At 64.9% G+C, this 20,050-nt stretch carries 13 protein-coding genes and 2 riboswitches; all 13 genes read left to right on the top strand.

Annotated features, from left to right (window positions below; all coding sequences use genetic code 11):
• Positions 1-29 precede the first annotated feature (29 nt).
• The 13 genes from AABA48_RS11775 to argC all read left to right on the top strand — a co-directional run bounded on the left by AABA48_RS11775 (position 30) and on the right by argC (position 20,048).
• On the top strand, positions 30-1,091 hold the full coding sequence (locus tag AABA48_RS11775) for a cytochrome C (protein WP_286350612.1): 1,062 nt from the start codon (positions 30-32) through the stop codon (positions 1,089-1,091).
• Between the two features lie 248 nt (positions 1,092-1,339).
• Positions 1,340-1,414: riboswitch (cyclic di-GMP riboswitch) on the top strand.
• A 111-nt stretch (positions 1,415-1,525) separates the two neighbouring features.
• A riboswitch (cyclic di-GMP riboswitch) is annotated at positions 1,526-1,600 on the top strand.
• 86 nt (positions 1,601-1,686) lie between these two features.
• Positions 1,687-4,353: a 6-bladed beta-propeller gene (locus AABA48_RS11770; RefSeq protein ID WP_286350611.1), complete on the top strand. Its 2,667-nt coding sequence runs from the start codon at positions 1,687-1,689 to the stop codon at positions 4,351-4,353.
• Between the two features lie 10 nt (positions 4,354-4,363).
• Positions 4,364-7,480, top strand: a complete 3,117-nt coding sequence (locus AABA48_RS11765; RefSeq protein ID WP_286350610.1) for a cytochrome c3 family protein — start codon at positions 4,364-4,366, stop codon at positions 7,478-7,480.
• 102 nt (positions 7,481-7,582) lie between these two features.
• Positions 7,583-10,270: a CxxxxCH/CxxCH domain c-type cytochrome gene (locus AABA48_RS11760; RefSeq protein WP_286350609.1), complete on the top strand. Its 2,688-nt coding sequence runs from the start codon at positions 7,583-7,585 to the stop codon at positions 10,268-10,270.
• 115 nt (positions 10,271-10,385) lie between these two features.
• Positions 10,386-12,518 (top strand): CxxxxCH/CxxCH domain c-type cytochrome, encoded by a 2,133-nt coding sequence (locus AABA48_RS11755; protein ID WP_286350608.1) that lies wholly within the window; start codon positions 10,386-10,388, stop codon positions 12,516-12,518.
• A 137-nt stretch (positions 12,519-12,655) separates the two neighbouring features.
• Complete coding sequence (locus AABA48_RS11750) at positions 12,656-13,963, top strand: cytochrome c biogenesis protein ResB (RefSeq protein WP_286350607.1); 1,308 nt, start codon at positions 12,656-12,658, stop codon at positions 13,961-13,963.
• Positions 13,960-14,793, top strand: coding sequence for a cytochrome c biogenesis protein (locus tag AABA48_RS11745; protein WP_286350606.1), 834 nt, complete (start codon positions 13,960-13,962; stop codon positions 14,791-14,793). Before AABA48_RS11750 ends, AABA48_RS11745 begins: the two co-directional genes overlap by 4 nt.
• A gap of 106 nt (positions 14,794-14,899) precedes the next feature.
• On the top strand, positions 14,900-15,988 hold the full coding sequence (leuB, locus tag AABA48_RS11740) for a 3-isopropylmalate dehydrogenase (RefSeq protein WP_286350605.1): 1,089 nt from the start codon (positions 14,900-14,902) through the stop codon (positions 15,986-15,988).
• Between the two features lie 39 nt (positions 15,989-16,027).
• Positions 16,028-17,131, top strand: a complete 1,104-nt coding sequence (gene asd / locus AABA48_RS11735) for an aspartate-semialdehyde dehydrogenase (RefSeq protein WP_286350604.1) — start codon at positions 16,028-16,030, stop codon at positions 17,129-17,131.
• Between the two features lie 69 nt (positions 17,132-17,200).
• Positions 17,201-17,935, top strand: a complete 735-nt coding sequence (truA, locus tag AABA48_RS11730; RefSeq protein WP_286350603.1) for a tRNA pseudouridine(38-40) synthase TruA — start codon at positions 17,201-17,203, stop codon at positions 17,933-17,935.
• A 104-nt stretch (positions 17,936-18,039) separates the two neighbouring features.
• Complete coding sequence (gene rplM, locus AABA48_RS11725; RefSeq protein WP_286350602.1) at positions 18,040-18,471, top strand: 50S ribosomal protein L13; 432 nt, start codon at positions 18,040-18,042, stop codon at positions 18,469-18,471.
• A gap of 33 nt (positions 18,472-18,504) precedes the next feature.
• Entirely contained in the window at positions 18,505-18,897 is a 393-nt protein-coding gene (gene rpsI / locus AABA48_RS11720; protein ID WP_010943504.1) for a 30S ribosomal protein S9, read from the top strand.
• A gap of 110 nt (positions 18,898-19,007) precedes the next feature.
• Entirely contained in the window at positions 19,008-20,048 is a 1,041-nt protein-coding gene (gene argC / locus AABA48_RS11715) for an N-acetyl-gamma-glutamyl-phosphate reductase (protein ID WP_338270406.1), read from the top strand.
• Positions 20,049-20,050: the final 2 nt, after the last annotated feature.

Genomic DNA, 20,050 nt, shown 5'->3' with positions numbered 1-20,050 from the left:
TCCAACCGACCGATCAATGGAGGAGCCCTATGAAACGCATAGTCATGACATTCTCAGCACTGCTCGCCATGGCCGTTCCGGCCATGGCGGGGCATGTGGCCGCGGTGGGGCAGGGGACCTGCTCCTTCTGTCATAAGAACAACCTGATCACACAACACGGCGGCTTTGCGGCCACCGTCTGCCAGACCTGTCACAACAGCACGAACCAGGATGTAATGGACACCATCACCGCCGGTGTGGCGGGCCAGCAGTATGCCTGTTCCAATTGCCACGGCGCCCAGTCCCACCTGGACAAGCACGGCGACTACGTCGCCAACTTCAGCCAGTACGACGGGGTCCAGCCGAATGCTACGGCGGCGTGGACCTCGCCGACCGGGTACACGGCCGTGCAGCCTGCGACCAAGGAGTACCAGCTGTGCTATAAGTGTCACTCCACCTATGCGTTCTCCGCCACCAACGGCGTGAGCGCCATCGTCGGCCCGTCGGGCAAGCCCTTTACCGACAAGGCCCGGGAGTTCAACCCGGCCAACGCGTCGGCCCACCCGGTCCAGGTGCCCCTCAACAGCCAGACCGGCTCCGCCGCGCCGCGGGCTCTGCGGGCAAACCAGATGAAGGCACCCTGGACCGCCGTCGGCACCCAGGTGATGAAGTGCAGCGACTGTCACACCCCCGGCTCGACCGGTAAGTCCATGCTGATTACCGGCACCACCTGGCCCGCGCGCTCCGACGGCAAGCTCTGGACCTTGGGAGACGTGCGGAACAACACAGGCAACTGGCAGACCACCCTGTTCTGCGCCAGGTGTCACCCCCTCAAGGGAAGTGGCGGCTCCAGCGGCTGGTACAACAACGTTCACAGCGAAAGCGACCACGAGAACAATGTGGCCTGTGTCGCGTGCCATTCGGTGAGTCCGCACGGCCTGAACCACGGCCGGTTCATCGGCTACAACTCCGACCCCGCGCCCTATGCTTATATCGATTCCACCGGCAAGAAGGCGCAGGTCATGACGAACTTCAGGAAGGCATCGTCGCCGACCTCCTACGGGGAGGGGAACTGCACCGCCCTCACCAGTGCCTGCGACGAGCACAGGTAGTGGAAGACGTGGCCGGCAGCCGTCATTGGCTGCCGGTCGTTTTCCGGTCCTGGCGGGCTGCATGACCGGGTGCTCATCGCGGGTGTTTTCCTGAATGGTTGGGCCCGATCCGCGTCCGGGCATCCGGTGATTTCGCCGATGAAGACGCCAAGAGCCGATTAGGCAATAATAATTGTTGTTTTGTTGCTTTTTTGTTTAAATTTTGATAACCGGTAGACATATCCGAAATAATAGCTTTGTAGCTGGATAGCCGATAAGACTAAACCATCCGCGAGGATGGGGCGGAAAGCCCAGGGTCTCAAAGAGATGGCCGGGATGCCGAAGTATCTGATGATATGAGGCTCCCGGCTTTTTGTTTTTTTCTGTGCCATTTCTGCTGATTGGCTTGTTGATTGCATAAATAAAACACAAAAGTAACAAAATAAATACTGGATACACGATAAGACTAAACCGCCCGCGAGGGCGGGGCGGAAAGCCTAGGGTCTCCTAGAGACAGCCGGGATGCCGAATTATCCGAAGGATAAGTGGCCCCGGCTTTTCTATGCCCGTCATACGGCGGGAAGCGGCAGGCGCGGGGCACCTGGAGGCTCGGGTGATGGCAGGTATGGTCCGGAAGCTGTTGGCGGTGGTGGTTGTCATTGTTGGTGTCCAAGCGGTCGGCATTGCGGGCGGCCTGGCGGCGACTCCGCCGCAGGTGACACCATTGCCGTCAGTGACGGACGGTCTCCGGTCTCCGGTCCGTCTCGCCACAGACTCTTCCGGCAACCTGTATGTCACCGATTCCCGGGGCGGCGGTATCGTGCGCTTCACCTCCACCGGCCGTTTCGACCGGTTGATCCCCACTGCCAAGGCGCCCCAGGGGGTTGCACTTACCGCGACGGGAAACCTGGTGGTGAGCCAGGGCGATTTTGTGGCCCTCATGGACCAGACCGGGAAAGAGTTGCGCCGTCTGGGTTCCGGCACGGGACAATTCAAGATGGCCAACGGTGTTGTTCTGGATGCGGCAGGCAGGATTTACGTAACAGACAGTCTGGGTAACTGCGTCCAGGTATTCACTGCCACGGGTGACTACCTGAGCCGTTTCGGAACGGCCGGCTTTGGCAGTGGCCAGTTCAATATGCCGACCGGCATTGCCTATGAGAAGATTTCCGGTCAGTTGGCCGTTGTCGACTCGCTGAACGGACGCATTCAGTTTTTTGACACAAACGGCATCTTTCAGAGGACCCTTTGTTCCTTCGGGTCCGGCCCCCTCAAACTCACGTTGCCCCAGGGCATCACCTTCGAGTATTCGGCCGGCGCAACCCCCACGCTGCTCAGAATGTACGTGGTCGACTCCTTCCAGAGCACCGTCCAGGTGATCGACCCGGCAGGAAGCGGCGCGTTCCTCGCGTTCATCGGTTCCTACGGCGCCGGCACCGGCCTGTTGAACGCACCCTCCGATGCCCTGTTCGATGCCGCGGGCAGTCGGCTCGTGGTGGCCAACGGCGCCGGCGACATGGTGCTGTACGGCATCGGCGCAGGCTATCTGCCGGTGGATACGACTCCGCCGGCGATCACCCTTGATCCGCTACCCGTGTCGACCCTGACCGCCTCGCTGGCCGTGGGCGGGTCCGTAGAGGCCGGGGCCACGGTGACGGTGTCGGTAAACGGCGGGGTCGCCAAGCCGGCCGTAACGAGCGGCTCGGGCTGGAGCGCCACTGTCGCCCTTACTCCCGGTCTCAACAGTATTACGGTGCAGGCCGTTGACGCGGCTGGCAATATTGCCACCGTCGGCGGGTCGGTGGTGCTGACTGTGACCAATACGTTCTTCTCCATCGGTCCCGTCCCGCCCCTGCTGAACACCACCAGCGTCACCCTGACCGGTTCCCGCGCCGCCGGCGTGTCCCTTGCGATTCTCAACGGGACGACGGGAGCAACCGCCGCCGTCACCTATCCCACTTCCTCCACCTGGCGCAGTGTGCTGAGCGGCCTCGCCGAGGGCGCCAATCTCATAACCCTCTCAACGGGTGGCGCCTCAGAAAGCCTGGTGGTGACCGTGGATACCCGCGCGCCGCAACTGGTGGTCTCCACCCTCGCCAATGGAAGCCGGAGCGGGGTCAGGGTCCACAACGTGACCATCGCCGCCGTTGATCCTCACCTCCAGGGCGTTACGGTCAACGGCAAGGCTGTGACGCTGGTGAACGGTAGTGCCAGTATGCCGCTGGTCCTTGCCAACGGCGTCACCACGCTAACGGTCACGGCCTCCGACCAGGCCGGCAACAGCGTAACCGACGGCCGCAGCGTTACCTTTGATCCGGCTGCGCCCGAACTGGCGGTGGTTGCGCCCTCCGATGGCAGCCGCACGAGGACGCCCGTTGTGGAGGTTGCCGGCACCGCCCCGGCCGGCGTCACCGTGACGGTGAACGGCGTAGTCGCCACGGTGAGCGATACGGGCTGGAGCAGGCGGGTGACTCTCGCCCCTGGCCTGAACACCATCGAGATCGGCGCTGCCGCCTCGTCGGGAGCCACGGCGCGCCTCAAGCGCACGGTCTTCTACGATGCCGACGCACCCCAGGCGGTAATCGTCTCGCCGGCCGAAGACCTGGCAACCGTTGCCGAAAGCATCGTCATCTCGGGTGCCGTGGAAGATGGCGTAACCCTCTCTGCCACCGTGGACGGGGCTGCCGTGCCGGTTACCCTGACCGGCAGCGCCTTCAGCCTTACGGTGCCGGCGGGGCTCGAAGGGGCCCATGCCGTGACCGTGACCGCTACCGACGCAACCGGTGCCTCTGCCAGCACCACCCGCAACCTGGTGGTCGACCGGACTCCGCCGTTGCTGCTCATCGCCGGTCAGACCTCGCCGCCGCCGGCCGTCCTTGCCGGCACCGCCGGCCGGGATGCCACGGTGATGGTAAGCGATCGGTCCGGCACTCTCGGCCTGTTCGCCTCCTCCGATGGGGCCTGGAGCATCAATCTCGCCGGTACGCCCCATGACCCGGCGACCCTGCGGATTACCGCCACCGACGCTGCCGGCAACGTCACGGCGCGGAGCCTGTCTGCCCCCGTGCCGACGGGTGATGTGAACAGCGATGGCACGGTAACCATCGCAGACGTCCTGCGGGTTCTCAGGATCGCGGTAGGGGCCGTGGCGCCGACCGCCGACGACTACGCCGCAGCCGACGTGGGCCCCCTGGTCAACGGCATGGTCCGCCCCGACGGGAAGATTGACCTGCAGGATGCTATACTGATTCTGCGTAAGTCCATCGGCGTTCAAACCTGGTAGGGGGATCGCTATGAACAGGTGTGATCTTGGCAACCTTCGCCCCCGGCGGCAGTCGTTCGTTGAGAAACTGATGCGGTCCGGTGCCGTGGCGCTGGCCGCAACACTGGTTCTGGTCGCGGCTGCCCGGGCCATTGATCCTCCCCACGGCGCGGTCAGCGGTTTTACCTGTTCCACCTGCCACTCCTCCCATCTCACCCTGGGGAGTACCGGCTACAACAATATCTGTCTTTCCTGCCACCGGCCCGGTGTACCCTTGGGCGGGAATCGCCCCCTCACCATGAACGACATGGCCAATCCCTTCGGCACGTACACGGGAACCCGTCGCGGCATCATCTACCAGAATTCCCATGCCTGGACCGGCTCCGACACGGTGCTTCCCGCCGGCGCCCTGCCGCCGCTCTCGGCGGGGCTCACGGCCGGCGCGACGACTGGCGTGCTCTCCTGCACCCGCTGCCACGATCCCCACAACAACACCTACCCCCCCTACCTGCGGGGGGCCAACGATCAGGATCAGCTCTGTCTGGACTGCCACCGGGTACGCAATACGTCGGACCACACGCGGGGGACCCACCCGGTGAGCGTGAACTACGGGGCCGCAGCGGCAAAAGCCCCCGCAGGGTTCCATCCGGCGCCGGTCAATGCTAACCCGGCCAACCCCACTGCCGCCATGAAGCTCGTGAACGGCATGGTCCTCTGCTCCACTTGCCACGGGGTCCACTACGCCGATTCCAACAGCGCCACCTTCGACAACCATTCGGGGCACGGCACGCTGACCCCGTCGGCCGGGTTTCTTCTGCGGACCGACCTGAGGGGCGTCACTGCCGCGTCGGTCAATATCTGCACCAACTGCCACCGGCTGCCGAACCACGGGGCCAAGGGGCAGAACATCCAGTGCGCCGACTGTCACGGTGGCCACGTGGACCTGGCGGACGGCACCGTGCCCAACGTCTTCCTGGTGAACCGCTACATCAACGCCTCGTCCTCGTTCGGAGCCGTGCGCGGCAGGAAGGTGTTCCTCCAGTACACCGCGGCGGCCCGCCGTCTCTACAAGAATCCGGCCGGCACCGGCATCTGCCAGGCATGCCACCCTGTCCCCACCGGCGGCAGCTATCCGGCGGAGCATGCACTCGCCACGGGCACCGCGGCCGACTGCGCGGCCTGCCATTCCCACGGCAACGGCGCCGGCGCCTTCTCCGCAGCCGGCGCCAGCTGCACTTCCTGTCACGGCAATCCTCCCCGGAGCTCAGCCACGGGCGGTCCTGACGGTGCCGCGTCCGGCTATGCCGCTACCGGCATCAGCGAGGCTGCCACCCCCCACCGGCGCCACGCCGGGGGCGGGGCCGACTACGGCTACGGCTGTGTCCAGTGTCACCAGGGGAACAGTCACAATACCGGCACGTTCCAGGATGTTTTCAGGGCTACGGCAGGTCTCGTGGCGGCCACGGCCGGCGCCGCACCGGCTTACAACTCAGCTTCGCGCACCTGTTCCGCCATCTACTGTCACAGCGACGGCGCCCCGCGCAACAGCGCGCTCACGCCGGTCCTGACCCTGAAACCGGTGCCGGCCTGGACCAACGGCTCTGGTACCATCACCGGCTGCGCATCGTGCCACGCGGCACAGCCCGCCACCAACGCCCACGCCGTACACCTGGCCAAAGGGTACGGCTGTGCCCTCTGTCATGCGGCAACCGTGAGCGACAACGTCACCATATCCGACCGGAGCCGACACGCCGACGGCGTGAAAACGGTTTCCTTCAGCGCGACGAACCCGCTGGCCGCCGGCACTTCCTGGAACGCGGCCACCGCATCCTGCTCCGCCAGCCGGTGCCATTCCAGCGGCACCTCGGGGAGCGCCGGGGCGCCGGTCACGACGCCGGTCTGGACCAATCCAGCCACGGGCACCTGCGGCTCCTGCCACGCCACGTCGCCCGCCATCGCTGCGACCAGCAGCCAGACCATTGCCACGGGCCTTCACACCACCCACTTCTCGGCTGCTTACGGGGTCAAGCTCGGTACCGCGCTCACCGCCTGCCAGAAGTGCCATGACTACACTACGGCCAAGCACGTGAACGGCTCTGTCGATCTCCTGGCTTCTGCCTGTACCGGCTGCCATCCCCAGGGCGCTTCCTGGACGGTCGCGACGCGGTTCGCCTGCACCAGCTGTCACGCCGCCGTCCCCTCGGTCATCAACGGTGTGGCCGCTCCCTACAAGGCCCGCTACGCGGTGAGCGGCCATGGACAGCCCGCCGCCACCTATGCCGCCAGCCGCGCCTGCGAAAGCTGCCATAACCCCGATGCGCCCCACATCTCCGGCGTTTCGGGGGATGCAACACGGCTCACCCTTCCCAACAACAATGCCCTCTGTGCCTCCTGCCATGGCGATGCGGCCAAGGTTCCGACCGCGGCCAAGCGTAACCTTGCCACGCACGTGACTGCCAAGGGCGGGGCGGCAACAAGCCTCTGTTCGAGCTGCCACGACGTTCACGGCACCACCAACCTGGCCATGATCAGGACGGTCATCGGTGGCAAGGCCATCAGCTTCAGCAACCTGTCCAGCGGGTTTGTGAAGACCGTGGCCCCCTATGACGGCCTTTGTCAGGTCTGCCACACCGCCACCGGCCACTTCCGTGCCGGCCAGGCCATGGATGGGCACCCCACCAGGAATTGTCTCTCCTGCCACTCCCATCAGGGGAGCTACGCCTTCCAACCGGTGGGAGGCGGAACCTGCGACTCGTGCCACGGCTACCCGCCAGTGCCGGCCGGGTTTGTTACCGGCGCGGGCAACTACGCGGCCGGGAAGCCCGAGGATTACGCCGGGGGCGGAGGTGCCCACGTGGTGGCCAGGCATGTGCCGAAAACGGCCTCGCCGGCGGAGGGCTGGGCTAACTGCACTCCGTGCCACGGCAACGGTTCTCTTTCCCCGGCTACCCACACCATGGTCCTGCCGGTTACGCCAAGCAAGGTAACCATCGACCCGAGCGACCGGCTCAAGTTCAACCATGCCCTGCCGCTGGGAGGCCAGCAGTACTCGGGCAAGCTTCTGGACGGAGGCGCCAACGCCACCGGCAGCTGCTTCAATGTCAGGTGCCACTTCAAACCCTCGAAGAAGTGGAGCACGACGAAATAACAGGCCTGGCGCCGCAGGGTTGTCCGGCAGTCTGGCAGGTCGAAAGCGAGCCGACCGAGCCGCGGAGATGAAGCAATGGACGTGAAAGGAAGGAGTATTGCAGTGAGAAAGATCGTCTCGACGGTAGCGGCGCTGGCACTGGCGCTTGTTCTCGGCGGCCATGCCCGGGCCGCCTCCATCTGTACTGACTGCCACGGCATGCCCCCCACCGACGCGGCCTACCGCAACATCACCACCGGCGGGTTCAAGGGGAGCCACCAGACCCATCAGCCGGCAGCGGCCACGGCCACAGACTGTGCCGTCTGCCACGCCGGCAGCGCCGCCTTTACCACAGACCACATGAACGAGAAGGTGGAGCTCTCCTCCAACATCAATGCATCTCCCCTGGCGGCGACTTACAGCAAGGGGGTCTTCTTCAACCAGACCTCCAACCCGGTCATGGGGACCTGCTCCAACGTCAACTGCCATTTCGAGAAGACCACCCCCACCTGGGCGGGAGCCAAGCTCGTCTCCCCCACGGACTGCGGCGTCTGCCACGGCTCGGCCCCTGCCACCGGCAGCCATCCATCGCTTCTGGCCGCCGGCAAGAAGCACGGCGACTACTACGGCACCGGCACCGGTTCCTGCGTCAAGTGCCACCCGGACCACACAGTGGAGGCCAAGCCCTTTGCCCATGCCACGAGCGCCGGCAAGCGGCCCCTTTCGCTCCGCTTCACCGCGGCCCCCAACAACGGCGGTACCTACTCCAAGACGGCCAATCTTGCCTATCCCAACTACCTTCCGAGCCGCAATCCCGCGCGGGACGGTTCATGTTCCGCCATGTACTGCCACAGCGACGGCAACGGCGGCGCAGCCAGGACCACCGCCACCTGGGGCGGGACACTTGCTGCCGACTGTACCGGATGCCACGGGGGCAACGCTGCGTCGACCGCTCCCATCACCACCGGGCTGCACGCCCAGCATGTGAACGCCGCAGTGGTCCTCGGAACCACCATCGAATGCGCCCGCTGCCACAACGGACCGGTCAGCGCCGGCAATGACCGCGCGGTTACCGGTGTGGCTGCCCACGTTGACGGCGTCAAAACGGTCGCCTTTGTGGGGGGCGGCACCTGGAACGCCACCGCCAAAACCTGTTCCGCCACTACCTGTCACTCCTCGGGCAAGGCCACGGCTCCCCAGCCGCCGACCCCTGCCTGGAGCGGTACGGCCATGGGGTGCAACGGCTGCCACGGCATAACCGGCGGCACCTTCACGAGCATCGCCGGCGAGCCCAATTACGCCAATGCAGGCGCCGGCCTCCCCCTGGCCAACAGCCACCGCAAGCACGTGGCCATCGCCGCCGACTGCGGCGTCTGCCACGCCAACACCTCCACCACCGGAGCTGCCATCAAAGCCGGCTCGACGATTCACACCAACGGCGTCATAGACGTGAACTTCAATACCCAGGCCGGCACCACCGCCACCTGGGCCGCGTCCACCAAGACCTGCTCCAATATTTCGTGTCACGGCACCGCCAAGCCGGTCTGGGGCGGGACCCTGCCGGCCGATTGTACGGGTTGCCACGGCGGCGGCGTAACGAGCACCGCACCCATCGCTACCCTCAATCACCCGACCCACCTCTCCCGCGCCTATGGTCCCGGCAGCTACCTGGGGACAGCCACGGCCGCCTGCCAGAGCTGCCATGACTACAGCGCCACCCAGCCCGACGCGAAGCACGCCGACGGCACCGTCCAGGTCCTGAATGCCGCAGGCAGCGCCTGCGTCAAATGCCACCCCGGTGCGCTCCCGGCCTGGACCAGCACCACCCGCATTGCCTGCACATCGTGCCACGCGGCGACTCCGTCGGTTCTCCCCAACGGCGTGGCCGCTCCCTACAAGGCCAACTACGCCAGCAGGGGGCATGGCCAGGCGGCGGTCAACTACAGCGCAAGCCGCGCCTGCGAGAGTTGTCACGACGCCAACGGAGCACACGTTTCCGGCGTCCTGGGCGATGCCGTGCGGCTCACGCTCCCCAACGACAACACCCAGTGCGCCTCGTGCCATAATGACCCGGTCAAGGTGCCGACCCCCAACGAGCAAAATGTGCTGTCCCACGTGACCACCGCCGGAGGCGCGGCCACGAGCCTCTGCAAGTCGTGCCACGACCCCCATGGCACCACGAACCTGGCCATGGTCCGCACCTCCATTGGGGGAAAGACCATCACCTTCACCAACCTCTCCAGCGGGTTCGTGAAGACCGTGGCTCCCTATGACGGCCTCTGCCAGGTCTGCCACACCGCCACCAGCCACTTCCGTTCCGGCCAGGCCATGGACGGCCACCCGACTAAGAACTGCCTCTCCTGCCACGGTCACAAGGGGGGTGCCTACGCCTTTGCCCCGGTCACCGCCTGCGACTCCTGCCACGGCTACCCGCCGGTTCCGGCAGGCTTCGTCACCGGTACGGGCAACTACGCGGCCGGCAAGCCCGAAAACTACGCGGGTGGCGGCGGCGCCCACGTGGTGGCCAAGCACGTGTCCAAGACCGCCGTCCCGGCGGAAGGCTGGGCCAACTGCACCATGTGTCACGGCAACGGCTCGCTCAACCCGGCCACCCACCAGATGGCACTGCCGGTAACCCCGAGCAAGATCACCGTGGATGTCCGCGACCGGCTCAAGTTCAACCATAGCCTGCCGCTGGGGCCCCAGCAGTACGACGGCAAGCTTCTCGACGGCGGTGCCAACGTCACCGGCAGCTGCTTTAACGTGAACTGTCACTTCAAGCCGTCCAGGAAGTGGAGCACCACCAAGTAGGAAACTTTGCCACCGGCCGGAAGGAAGATTCTCTCCGGCCCGGCATCCGGACAACGTTCTGCTACACTTGAGGGAACGTCCGTTTCAGTTCCGTTCTGCCGGAAAGGGAAAGACGATGGCGATCGATACAAAGAGCGACAGGAAAGGGGTGGGCAGCGCGTTTGTCGGGGCACTGGCCCTGATGCTTGCCGTCGGCCTGGCGGATACGGCGGCTGCGGCCTCCACCTGCAGCGACTGCCACGGCATGCCCCCCATCGACGCGGCCTATCGCAACATCACCACCGGGGGGTTCAAGGGGAGCCATCAGACCCATCAGCCCGCAACAGCCCCGGCGGGAGCCTGCGCCGTCTGTCACACCGGCAGCGGGTCCTACGCCATGGACCACATGAACGGCACCATCGAGATGGCGTCGAACATCAATGCGTCGCCCCTGGCGGCAACCTACGGCAAGGGGGTCTTCTTCAACCAGACTTCCAACCCGGTCATGGGAACCTGTTCCAACGTCAACTGCCACTTCGAGAAGACCACTCCTGTCTGGAGCAGCGGTCCCCTCACCGTGCCCGCCGGCTGCTCTTCCTGCCATGGGCTTCCCCCTTCCGACGGGAGCCATCCTTCGGCAGCGGCCGGCTCCGGCAAGAAGCACGGCGACTACTACAGCACCGGCACCGGTTCCTGCATCAAGTGCCACCCGGACCACACGGCGGAGGCCAAGCCTTTTGCCCATGCATCCAGCGCCGGCAACCGGGGGCTGCTCCTTCGCTTCACCGTTGCTCCCAACACGACGGGAACTTACTCTAAGACCGCCAACCTGAACTATCCCAATTACCTGCCGAGCCAGACCACCGCCGCCAACCGCAACGGCACCTGTACGGCCATGTATTGCCACAGCGACGGCAACAGCGGGGCCGCCAGGACCTTGGCCGTGTGGGGCGGTACGTTGCCGGCCGACTGCTCCGGCTGTCACGGCGGCAATGCCTCATCCGCCGGACCCATCGCCACCGGGCTGCACGCCCAGCACGTGAACGCCGCAGCGGTGCTCGGCACCACCATCGAATGCGCCCGCTGCCACAACGGGCCGGTCAGCACCGGCAACGATCGTGCGATCACCGGCGTGGCTGCCCATGTGGACGGGACCAAGACCGTGGCTTTCGTGGGGGGGGGCACCTGGAACGTCACGGCAAAGACCTGCTCCGGTACGGCATGCCACTCCTCGGGCAAGGCCGCGGCGCCGCAGCCGCCGGCCCCTGCCTGGAACGGTGCGGCCATGGGGTGCAACGGCTGCCACGGACTTTCCAGTTCCCTCGGCACCCCCGACTACGCCAGCGGCGGCTCCGGTACGGCCCTGGCCAACAGCCACGCCAAGCACGTGGCCGCGGCCGCCGACTGTGCCCTCTGCCACGCGAACACCACGACCACGGGCACCGCCATCAAGGCCGGATCGACGCTCCACACCAATGGAGCCATTGATGTGAACCTGGACACCACCAATGCTCGGGTGGGGGCCACGGCCACCTGGACAGCCGGAACCAAGACCTGCGCCACTGTTTACTGCCACGGCGCAACCCTCACGGGCGGCACCACAAAGAGCCCCGTATGGGGAGCGACTCTCACCGGTTGCGGCACTTGCCACGGCTTCCCGCCGGCAACTTCCGTTCATACAGGCAAGGTGGCCACCGACTGCACCGGCTGTCACCCCCACGTGAACGCCTCGGGCACCGGCTTCACCGACGCATCGAAGCATATCAACGGAGTTGTGGAGGCTTCGGGCGGCCACGCGGTTCCTTACTACACCCACAAGTCGCCGGCCCCCACCACGGCCCAGTGTTCGGGCTGCCACGCCAATGCCAGCGCAACTGCCCCCTATCCGGCCGGGACGTCTCCCAACTATACGGCGCCGGACTGCCGTTCGTGCCATGTGGTGAAGAGCCCCTACGGCGTTGCCGACTGCTCTTCCTGCCACGGCACCGCCGGCGCTACCGGCGTCAATCTGGGGCGCCCAACCGGCTCCACGTTCCCGAACATCGCCGGCCAGCACGGCAAGTCGGACCACCGGGTGGCCTGCAGCACCTGTCACGGAACCTACGGCACCGGACGTACCGACGGCACCCACGGGCCGGGCAACCACACGCCGTCGACCGTCTCTACCCGGGCCACCAAGGTCAACGTGACGCTGTCCACCTGGAACCCCACCACCCGCACCTGCGGGACGGTCTGCAGCTACAACCACGGTTCGAAGACCTGGTACTGACAATGCGTTGGAGCGTGGTTTCGCGGGGAGGACCGAGTCAGGCAGTCCTCCCCGCGAAACCGCCTTGCGACGGACGGCCAACGGCGGTAAGCTGAAGCGACGGCACTCATCAATCATCCCGGATCACCCCGATCTTCATGGATATCAGGCGATTCTTTCTTTCACGGACAACAGTCATCACCCTGATTGCGCTCCTGTTGGCGGCCGTCGTGGCGGCGTCCCTGGTGCCCCAGGCGTTCCTCGCCACTCCCGATCAGATGGTGGCATGGCATCGGGCATATCCGTCCCTGGTCACCCTGGCCGGGGCCCTGGGGCTTCATCATGTCTTCACCACTCCTTGGTTCGCGGGCATTCTCCTGCTTGCCCTTGTTTCCCTGACCCTCTCCACCGCGGAGCAGTGCCGGTCCGCCTGGCGGAAGACCTTTGCCCCGGCGCCTGCCGTTGAGGTGGGGGGAATGGTTCAAGTCGGGCGGGAAGAACTGACGGCCCTGCTCAGGCGCCGTGGCTACCTGCCCCTCGCGTCGGGCGAGACACTCCGCTTCGTCAAGCACCCCTGGGGATACTGGGGCAATGCCTTTCTCCACGGCGGCATGGTGGCAGTCATCGCCGCCTCGCTCCTCATCGCCCTCACCCAGCAGCGGGGGTCCCACACCATGTTCGAGGGGGAGGTGTTCTCCCCGACCGATCCCTGGGCCGTGGAGGAGAGGGGGCTCCTGGCCGGAAGGCTCGCGCTGCCGGAGCCGGTCCGCCTCGATCGGGTGCGCCTCACCTTCCGTCCCAATCACAAGGTGAGGCAGATCGCATCGGATCTGAGTTTTCTTCCTCCCGGCGCGCCCGAACATCGTGCGACCGTGGAAGTGAACGCCATGGTGAGCCGGCGGGGAATCGTGGTGTATCAGTCCACCGACGCGGGGGACGCCTTCAGCGTGGAGTTCGCCGATCCCGCCGGCCGCAGCGAGATCTTCCGTCTCCCCATCAATCATCCAGAGAGCCTGGAGGAGGCCGGTTACAATGATTTCCGCTTCCCCTGGAGCCCCCTCAAGCTCCAGGCAAAATACTATGTGGATGCGGAACGGAAGAGGATCGACAGCGACCGCCCCCTCCTTGTCCTCCGGATGATGGACGACGAGCGGGAAACGGGGCGGGTCACCCTCACGCCGGGGGGCACCGGCACCCTCGGCGAGTACCGGGTGCGACTTGCCGGCGTCCAGCGCTGGACAACCATCATCTTCGTGAAACTCACCGGCATGTCCGGCGTGTTCCTGGGGTTCTTTCTCATTGTCCTGGGGGCGGCCCTGGCCTTCTGCACCCCGCCCCGCGAACTGGCGGCCACCTTGGCAGCGCCCGGCTGGCGCGTTGCCTGGCGGACGACCCGGTTCGGCGATTTCTACCGGGATGAGGGCGAGGCCCTGCTCCAGGAACTGAACGGAAAGGGGAAACCATGACGCCGACACCTTCATTCGCCGCCTACGTGGGGGCCCACTGGGCCGCCGTCGTCATCTACGTCGTCGCCACCGTCGTCAATGTCTACGGCCTGCTCTTCAGGAACGAGCCGGCCGAGCGGTGGAGCTACCGCCTGATCTCCGCAGGGTGGATGATCCACAGCGTTGTCATCGCCTATTGGTGGTGGGTGACGGGGCACGGCCCCTACCTCTCCCGCAATGAGGTCCTCTCCTCCGACGCCTGGATCGCCCTCACGGTTTTCATGTGCTTCCAGCGCCTCTATCCACGGGTCCGTCCGGCCAGTGTCGTGGTCTTCCCGTCCGTCTTCCTGATGATCGCCCTGGGTCTTTTCTTCGATGTCCAGATCCGCACGCTTCCCCCCACCTTCAGCGGCATCTGGCTCGTGATCCACATTGCCTTCTACAAGATCGCCCTCGGCACCATCCTCATCGCACTGGCCTGCTCCATCTTTCTTGTCCTTAAAAAGCGTACCCCCTTTGCCTGGCTCCAGCGGCTCCCGGACCTGGAGAGCCTGGATCTTCACGCCTACCGCTTCGCCGGCTTCGGCTTCATCATCTGGGCCATCGCCATGCTGGCCGGCAGCATCTGGGCCTACAAATCGTGGGGACGGTTCTGGGGGTGGGACCCGGTGGAAAACTGGTCCCTCATTACCTGGATCCTCTTCGGCATCCACCTCCACCTCCGCCGCTTCTTCCGCTGGAGCGGCGAGCGGGCCGCCTGGTTTTACGTGGTCTGTTTCATTTTCTCCCTGGTGGCGCTCTTCTATACCTCGCACCTGAACACCTCGATCCACATGGAATACTTCCGGTAGCGGTGTCGGGCCCCTTTTCGGATTTCCGGATTTTTGTTGACAACCATTTGTATTCACCAATAGAATTGAGAACTTTTGTAATTTTTACTGCAAGAAGGGGGTTCGGATGGCTCAGGTTTTCAAGGTGGCGGTTCTTCCCGGCGACGGCATCGGTCCCGAGGTGATGGCCGAGGCGCTCCGGGTGCTGGATGCCGTGGAGGCAAAATACGACGTGAAGTTCGAGCGGACCCACGCAAACGTGGGTGGCGCAGGTATTGATATCGAGGGGAAAGCTCTCCCCGAAACCACCGTGAACATCTGCAAGGCTGCCGACGCCATCCTCTTCGGCTCCGTGGGCGGACCCAAGTGGGAGTCGCTCCCTCCGGACGAGCAGCCCGAGCGGGGCGCGCTCCTGCCGCTACGCAAGATCTTCGGTCTCTACGCCAACCTGCGGCCGGCCATCATTTTCCCGTCCCTCACCGGCGCCTCCTCCCTCAAGGAAGAGGTGATCGCCGGGGGCTTCAACGTGCTGGTCATCCGGGAGCTCACCGGCGGCATCTACTTTGCCCAGCCCAAGGGGATCGAAGGCGAAGGGCGCGACCGGATCGGTTTCGACACCATGCGCTACAGCGTGCCCGAGATCGAGCGGATCACCCACGTGGCCTTCCAGGCAGCCCGCAAGCGGGGTAAGAAGGTCTGCTCCATCGACAAGGCCAACGTCCTCTCCTCGTCGGTTCTCTGGCGCGAGGTGGTCACCGGCATTGCCAAGGAGTACCCGGACGTGGAGCTCTCCCACATGTACGTGGACAACGCCGCCATGCAGCTGGTCCGCTGGCCCAAGCAGTTCGACGTGATCCTGTGCGAGAACATGTTCGGCGACATCCTCTCGGACGAAGCGGCCATGCTGACCGGCTCCCTCGGGATGCTGCCTTCCGCGTCCCTGGCCGAGGGGACCTTCGGCATGTACGAGCCCTCCGGCGGCAGCGCCCCTGACATAGCCGGCCAGGGCATCGCCAACCCCATCGCCCAGATCCTCTCCATGGGGATGATGCTCAAGTTCTCCTTCGGCATGGTCGACGCGGCCGACGCCATCGACAACGCGGTGGCAACGGTGCTTGACCAGGGCTTCCGGACCCGCGACATCTACCAGCAGAAAGAAGGCGAGAAGCTCGTCAACACCAAGGAGATGGGCGACGCGATCATCGCGGCCCTGTAACGGCTCAATCAATTCATTCCCGAAAAAGGAGTTCTGCCTATGAAAGTCGGAATCGTCGGTTGGCGCGGCATGGTCGGTTCGGTCCTCCTCCAGCGGATGGTGGAAGAGGGTGATTTTGGCATCGGCATCGAGCCGGTTTTCTTCTCCACCTCCCAGGCGGGCCAGCCCGCCCCCATGAACGCGGGAACGCTCAAGAGCGCCGATGACATCGCAGAGCTGAAGAAGCTCGACATCATCATCACCTGCCAGGGGGGCGACTACACCAAGGCGGTTCATCCTGAACTCCGCAAGCAGGGATGGCAGGGGTACTGGATCGATGCGGCCTCAACCCTCCGGATGGAGCCCGATGCGGTCATCATCCTCGACCCGATCAACCGCAACGTCATCGACGCGGCCCTGGCCAAGGGGCAGAAGGACTTCGTCGGCGGCAACTGCACCGTCAGCCTCATGCTCATGGGGCTGGGCGGCCTGTTCCGCGCCGGTCTGGTGGAGTGGATGTCGTCCATGACCTATCAGGCCGCTTCCGGCGCCGGCGCCCCCAACATGCGCGAGCTCCTCTCCCAGATGGGCGTGCTGCAGGGGGTGGTTGCCGAGGAATTGAAGAATCCGGGCTCGGCGATCCTGGAGATCGACAAGAAGGTGACCGCAACCCTGCGCGACGGTTCCATGCCGATGAAGGAGTTCGGCGGGTTTCCGCTGGCCGGCAACGTACTCCCCTGGATCGACCGCGAGGTGGAGGACGGCCAGAGCCGCGAAGAGTGGAAGGGGTTTGCCGAGACCAACAAGATCCTCGGTACCACCACCCCGATCCCGGTCGACGGCATCTGCGTCCGCGTCGGTGCCATGCGCTGCCACAGTCAGGCGATCACCATCAAGCTGAACAAGGACCTGCCGCTTGCCGACATCGAGCAGATCATCGCCAACGACAATGAGTGGGTAAAACTGATCCCTAATACCAAGGCCGACACCCTCGCCCAGCTGACGCCGGCGGCGGTTTCCGGACTCCTCACGGTTCCCGTGGGCCGCGTGCGTAAGATGAAGATGGGTCCCCAGTTCGTGCAGGCCTTCACCTGCGGCGACCAGCTTCTCTGGGGGGCTGCGGAGCCCCTGCGCCGGATGCTTCGCATCCTGGTGGGAAAGTAGCGGTTACCTCGCGAACGCACAAATACGCAGCACCGAGACGCCCCGCCAGCGGGGCGTCTTCACGTTTCCATGCGGACCATCAAACTCATACTCGAATATGACGGCACCAACTATGCCGGCTGGCAGCTGCAGCCCAACGGTCTTTCCATTCAGGAGGTGGTGGAGGGCGCCCTGGCGCGCCTGCTCAAGGAGCCCGTGCGGCTGCGTGCGTCGGGACGCACCGATGCCGGGGTCCATGCCCGGGGGATGGTGGCCGCCTTCGACACTGACCGGGCGATTCCCCTGCGGGCGTTTTCGGACGGCCTCAATGCCCTGCTTCCACCGGACATCGCCGTGCGGAGCGCCCATGAGGCTCCTCCTGGCTTCAACCCGCGGTTCGCGGCCACCGGCAAGCACTACCGCTACACCATCCATCGGGGTGAGCGCCGCTCCCCCCTGGTCCGCCTCCAGTCATGGCACGTGCGGGGGGCGCTCGACCTTGCCTCGATGCGCGAAGCGGCCCGCCACCTGACAGGGGAGCGGGATTTCGCTTCCTTCCGCACCGCCGGCTGTGCCGCACGGACCACCGTCCGCCGGGTGGATGCCGTGGAGATCGGCGCCGAGGGGGAAATGCTCACGGTGGATGTCCATGGCTCGGGCTTTCTGCGCAACATGGTCCGGATCATGGTGGGTACCCTGGTGGAGGTGGGGCGGGGGAAGCTGACGCCGGAGCACGTGGCGCACATGGTCGCCTGCCCGGGCGTCGTCCCGGCCGGTCCCACCGCTCCTCCACAGGGACTCTGCCTCCAGGAGGTCCGCTTTTGAGGAAAAGTTTTTGCTTGACAGCGTGTTGAGCCCATAGTACCATCCGTCCTTCGCTGAGAAAAGCTTGGTTTACACATTCATTCCATCCATGCTGTGAGGGTTCGATGAAAACGACGAAGGTTGCAAAGAAAGAAGAAGTGACCAGGGACTGGTACCTGGTTGATGCCGATAACAAGGTGCTCGGTCGCATGGCCACCGAGATCGCCGACATCCTGCGTGGCAAGAAGAAGCCGATCTACACGCCGAGCGTCGACACGGGCGACTTCGTCGTCGTCGTCAATGCCGAGAAGCTCCAGCTCACCGGCAACAAGCTCGCAGACAAGATGTACTACCACCATACCGGATTCCCGGGTGGTATCAAGTCCATCACCGCCGGCAAGCTCATCGAGAAGAAGCCCGAGGATCTGATCCGCAAGGCGGTCAAGGGGATGCTCCCCAAGAACAAGCTTGCCCGCCACATGCTCAAGAAACTCAAGGTCTATGCCGGCCCCGAGCATCCGCACGAGGCCCAGCAGCCCAAGACCCTCGATATTTAATCGGATTACGAACGAACCATCAGGAGATTACGAATGGCAGGAATCAGCTACTACGGTACGGGTAAGCGCAAGTCGTCGGTCGCAAGGGTCTGGCTCAAGCCGGGCACGGGCGCCATCGTCATCAACAACAAGCCGATCGACGAGTACTTCGGTCGCGAGACCTCCAAAATGATCGTCAAGCAGCCCCTGGAGCTCGTGGAGAAGGTCGGCGCCTTCGATATCTACGTCAATGTCAGGGGCGGCGGCGACTCCGGTCAGGCCGGCGCCATCAAGCATGGCATCACCAAGGCCCTGCTTGAAGTGGACGTTGCCCTGCGCGGCACCCTGAAGAAGGCCGGCTTCATCACCCGCGATTCCCGCATCAAGGAGCGGAAGAAGTACGGCAAGCGGGCCGCCCGCAGAAGCTGCCAGTTCTCCAAGCGTTAATCGGCTTACGCCGTTTTCGGATGGACAGAGGGGAAAACCTGCGGGTTTTCCCCTTTTGCGTATCCAGGTTTCCGGTTCATCGTTCATTTCTCCAGGAAGGGGAGCGTGCCATGCTGAAAGTAGCCGTTGTCGGAGCAAGCGGATATACCGGTGTCGAACTTCTGCGCATCCTCCACTGCCACCCGGAGGCGGCGGTCACCTGCATCACGTCGGAGCAGAGTGCGGGCAAGTCCGTGTCCGACCTGTTTCCGTCCCTGCGGGGGCGCTACGCCCAGGTGCTCGAAAATCTCGAGCCGGTCCGGGTGGCGGAGAAAGCGGACATCATCTTCACGGCGCTGCCCCACAAGGCGGCCATGGAAGTGGTTCCCACCTTCCTGAAGCTCGGCAAGCGGGTGATCGACCTGTCGGCCGACTATCGCTTCAACGATGCCGCCACCTACGAGCAATGGTACGAGCCCCACATGAACCCGCACCTCCTTCCCAAGGCGGTCTACGGCCTGCCTGAAGTGCGTCGGGCTGCCGTCAAGGGGGCCAAGCTTGTGGCGAACCCCGGGTGCTACCCCACGAGCGTCATTCTCGGGCTGCAACCGCTCCTGAAGCATAAGCTCATCGAGACGACGGGCATCATCTCCGATTCTGCCTCGGGCGTTTCCGGGGCCGGGCGCGGTGCCAAGGTGGACAACCTCTACTGCGAGGTCAACGAGGGGTTCAAGGCCTACGGCGTCGGCGGCGTCCATCGTCATACCCCCGAGATGGAGCAGGAGTTGTCGCTGCTGGCCGACGAGCGGATCACCATCACCTTTACCCCCCACCTTGCTCCCATGGATCGCGGGATTCTCTCCACCATCTACGGCAGGCTGCTCACTCCCGTCACTACCGCCGAGCTAGCCGGGCTCTATGCCGAGTTCTACGAGGGCGAGCCCTTCGTGCGGGTCCTTCCCGCCGGCGGTGTGCCGTCCACCGCCCATGTGCGCGGCTCTAACTTCTGTGACATCGGAGTGGTTGTGGATCAGCGTACCGGCAGGGTCATCGTGGTTTCAGCCATCGACAACCTAGTCAAGGGCGCCTCGGGACAGGCGGTGCAGAATATGAACATCATGTGCGGGCTGCCCGAAGGGCTCGGCCTGGAGGGGCTGGCGCTCGTCCCCTGACG

This window comes from Geobacter sp. 60473 (assembly GCF_036323535.1).
In the GTDB taxonomy this organism is placed as follows: domain Bacteria; phylum Desulfobacterota; class Desulfuromonadia; order Geobacterales; family Geobacteraceae; genus Geobacter; species Geobacter sulfurreducens.
The sequence above is the reverse complement of the archived record's forward strand: the minus strand, read 5'-3'. Positions and strand labels throughout refer to the sequence as shown.

Bases quoted from the DNA above. Each gene is read 5' to 3' on its own strand.
- AABA48_RS11750 (WP_286350607.1), top strand. From the start codon at position 12,656: ATGGATATCAGGCGATTCTTTCTTTCACGGACAACAGTCATCACCCTG.
- AABA48_RS11775 (WP_286350612.1), top strand. From the start codon at position 30: ATGAAACGCATAGTCATGACATTCTCAGCACTGCTCGCCATGGCCGTT.
- rplM (WP_286350602.1), top strand. From the start codon at position 18,040: ATGAAAACGACGAAGGTTGCAAAGAAAGAAGAAGTGACCAGGGACTGG.
- leuB (WP_286350605.1), top strand. From the start codon at position 14,900: ATGGCTCAGGTTTTCAAGGTGGCGGTTCTTCCCGGCGACGGCATCGGT.
- AABA48_RS11765 (WP_286350610.1), top strand. From the start codon at position 4,364: ATGAACAGGTGTGATCTTGGCAACCTTCGCCCCCGGCGGCAGTCGTTC.
- truA (WP_286350603.1), top strand. From the start codon at position 17,201: ATGCGGACCATCAAACTCATACTCGAATATGACGGCACCAACTATGCC.
- AABA48_RS11755 (WP_286350608.1), top strand. From the start codon at position 10,386: ATGGCGATCGATACAAAGAGCGACAGGAAAGGGGTGGGCAGCGCGTTT.
- AABA48_RS11770 (WP_286350611.1), top strand. From the start codon at position 1,687: ATGGCAGGTATGGTCCGGAAGCTGTTGGCGGTGGTGGTTGTCATTGTT.
- AABA48_RS11745 (WP_286350606.1), top strand. From the start codon at position 13,960: ATGACGCCGACACCTTCATTCGCCGCCTACGTGGGGGCCCACTGGGCC.
- asd (WP_286350604.1), top strand. From the start codon at position 16,028: ATGAAAGTCGGAATCGTCGGTTGGCGCGGCATGGTCGGTTCGGTCCTC.
- argC (WP_338270406.1), top strand. From the start codon at position 19,008: ATGCTGAAAGTAGCCGTTGTCGGAGCAAGCGGATATACCGGTGTCGAA.
- rpsI (WP_010943504.1), top strand. From the start codon at position 18,505: ATGGCAGGAATCAGCTACTACGGTACGGGTAAGCGCAAGTCGTCGGTC.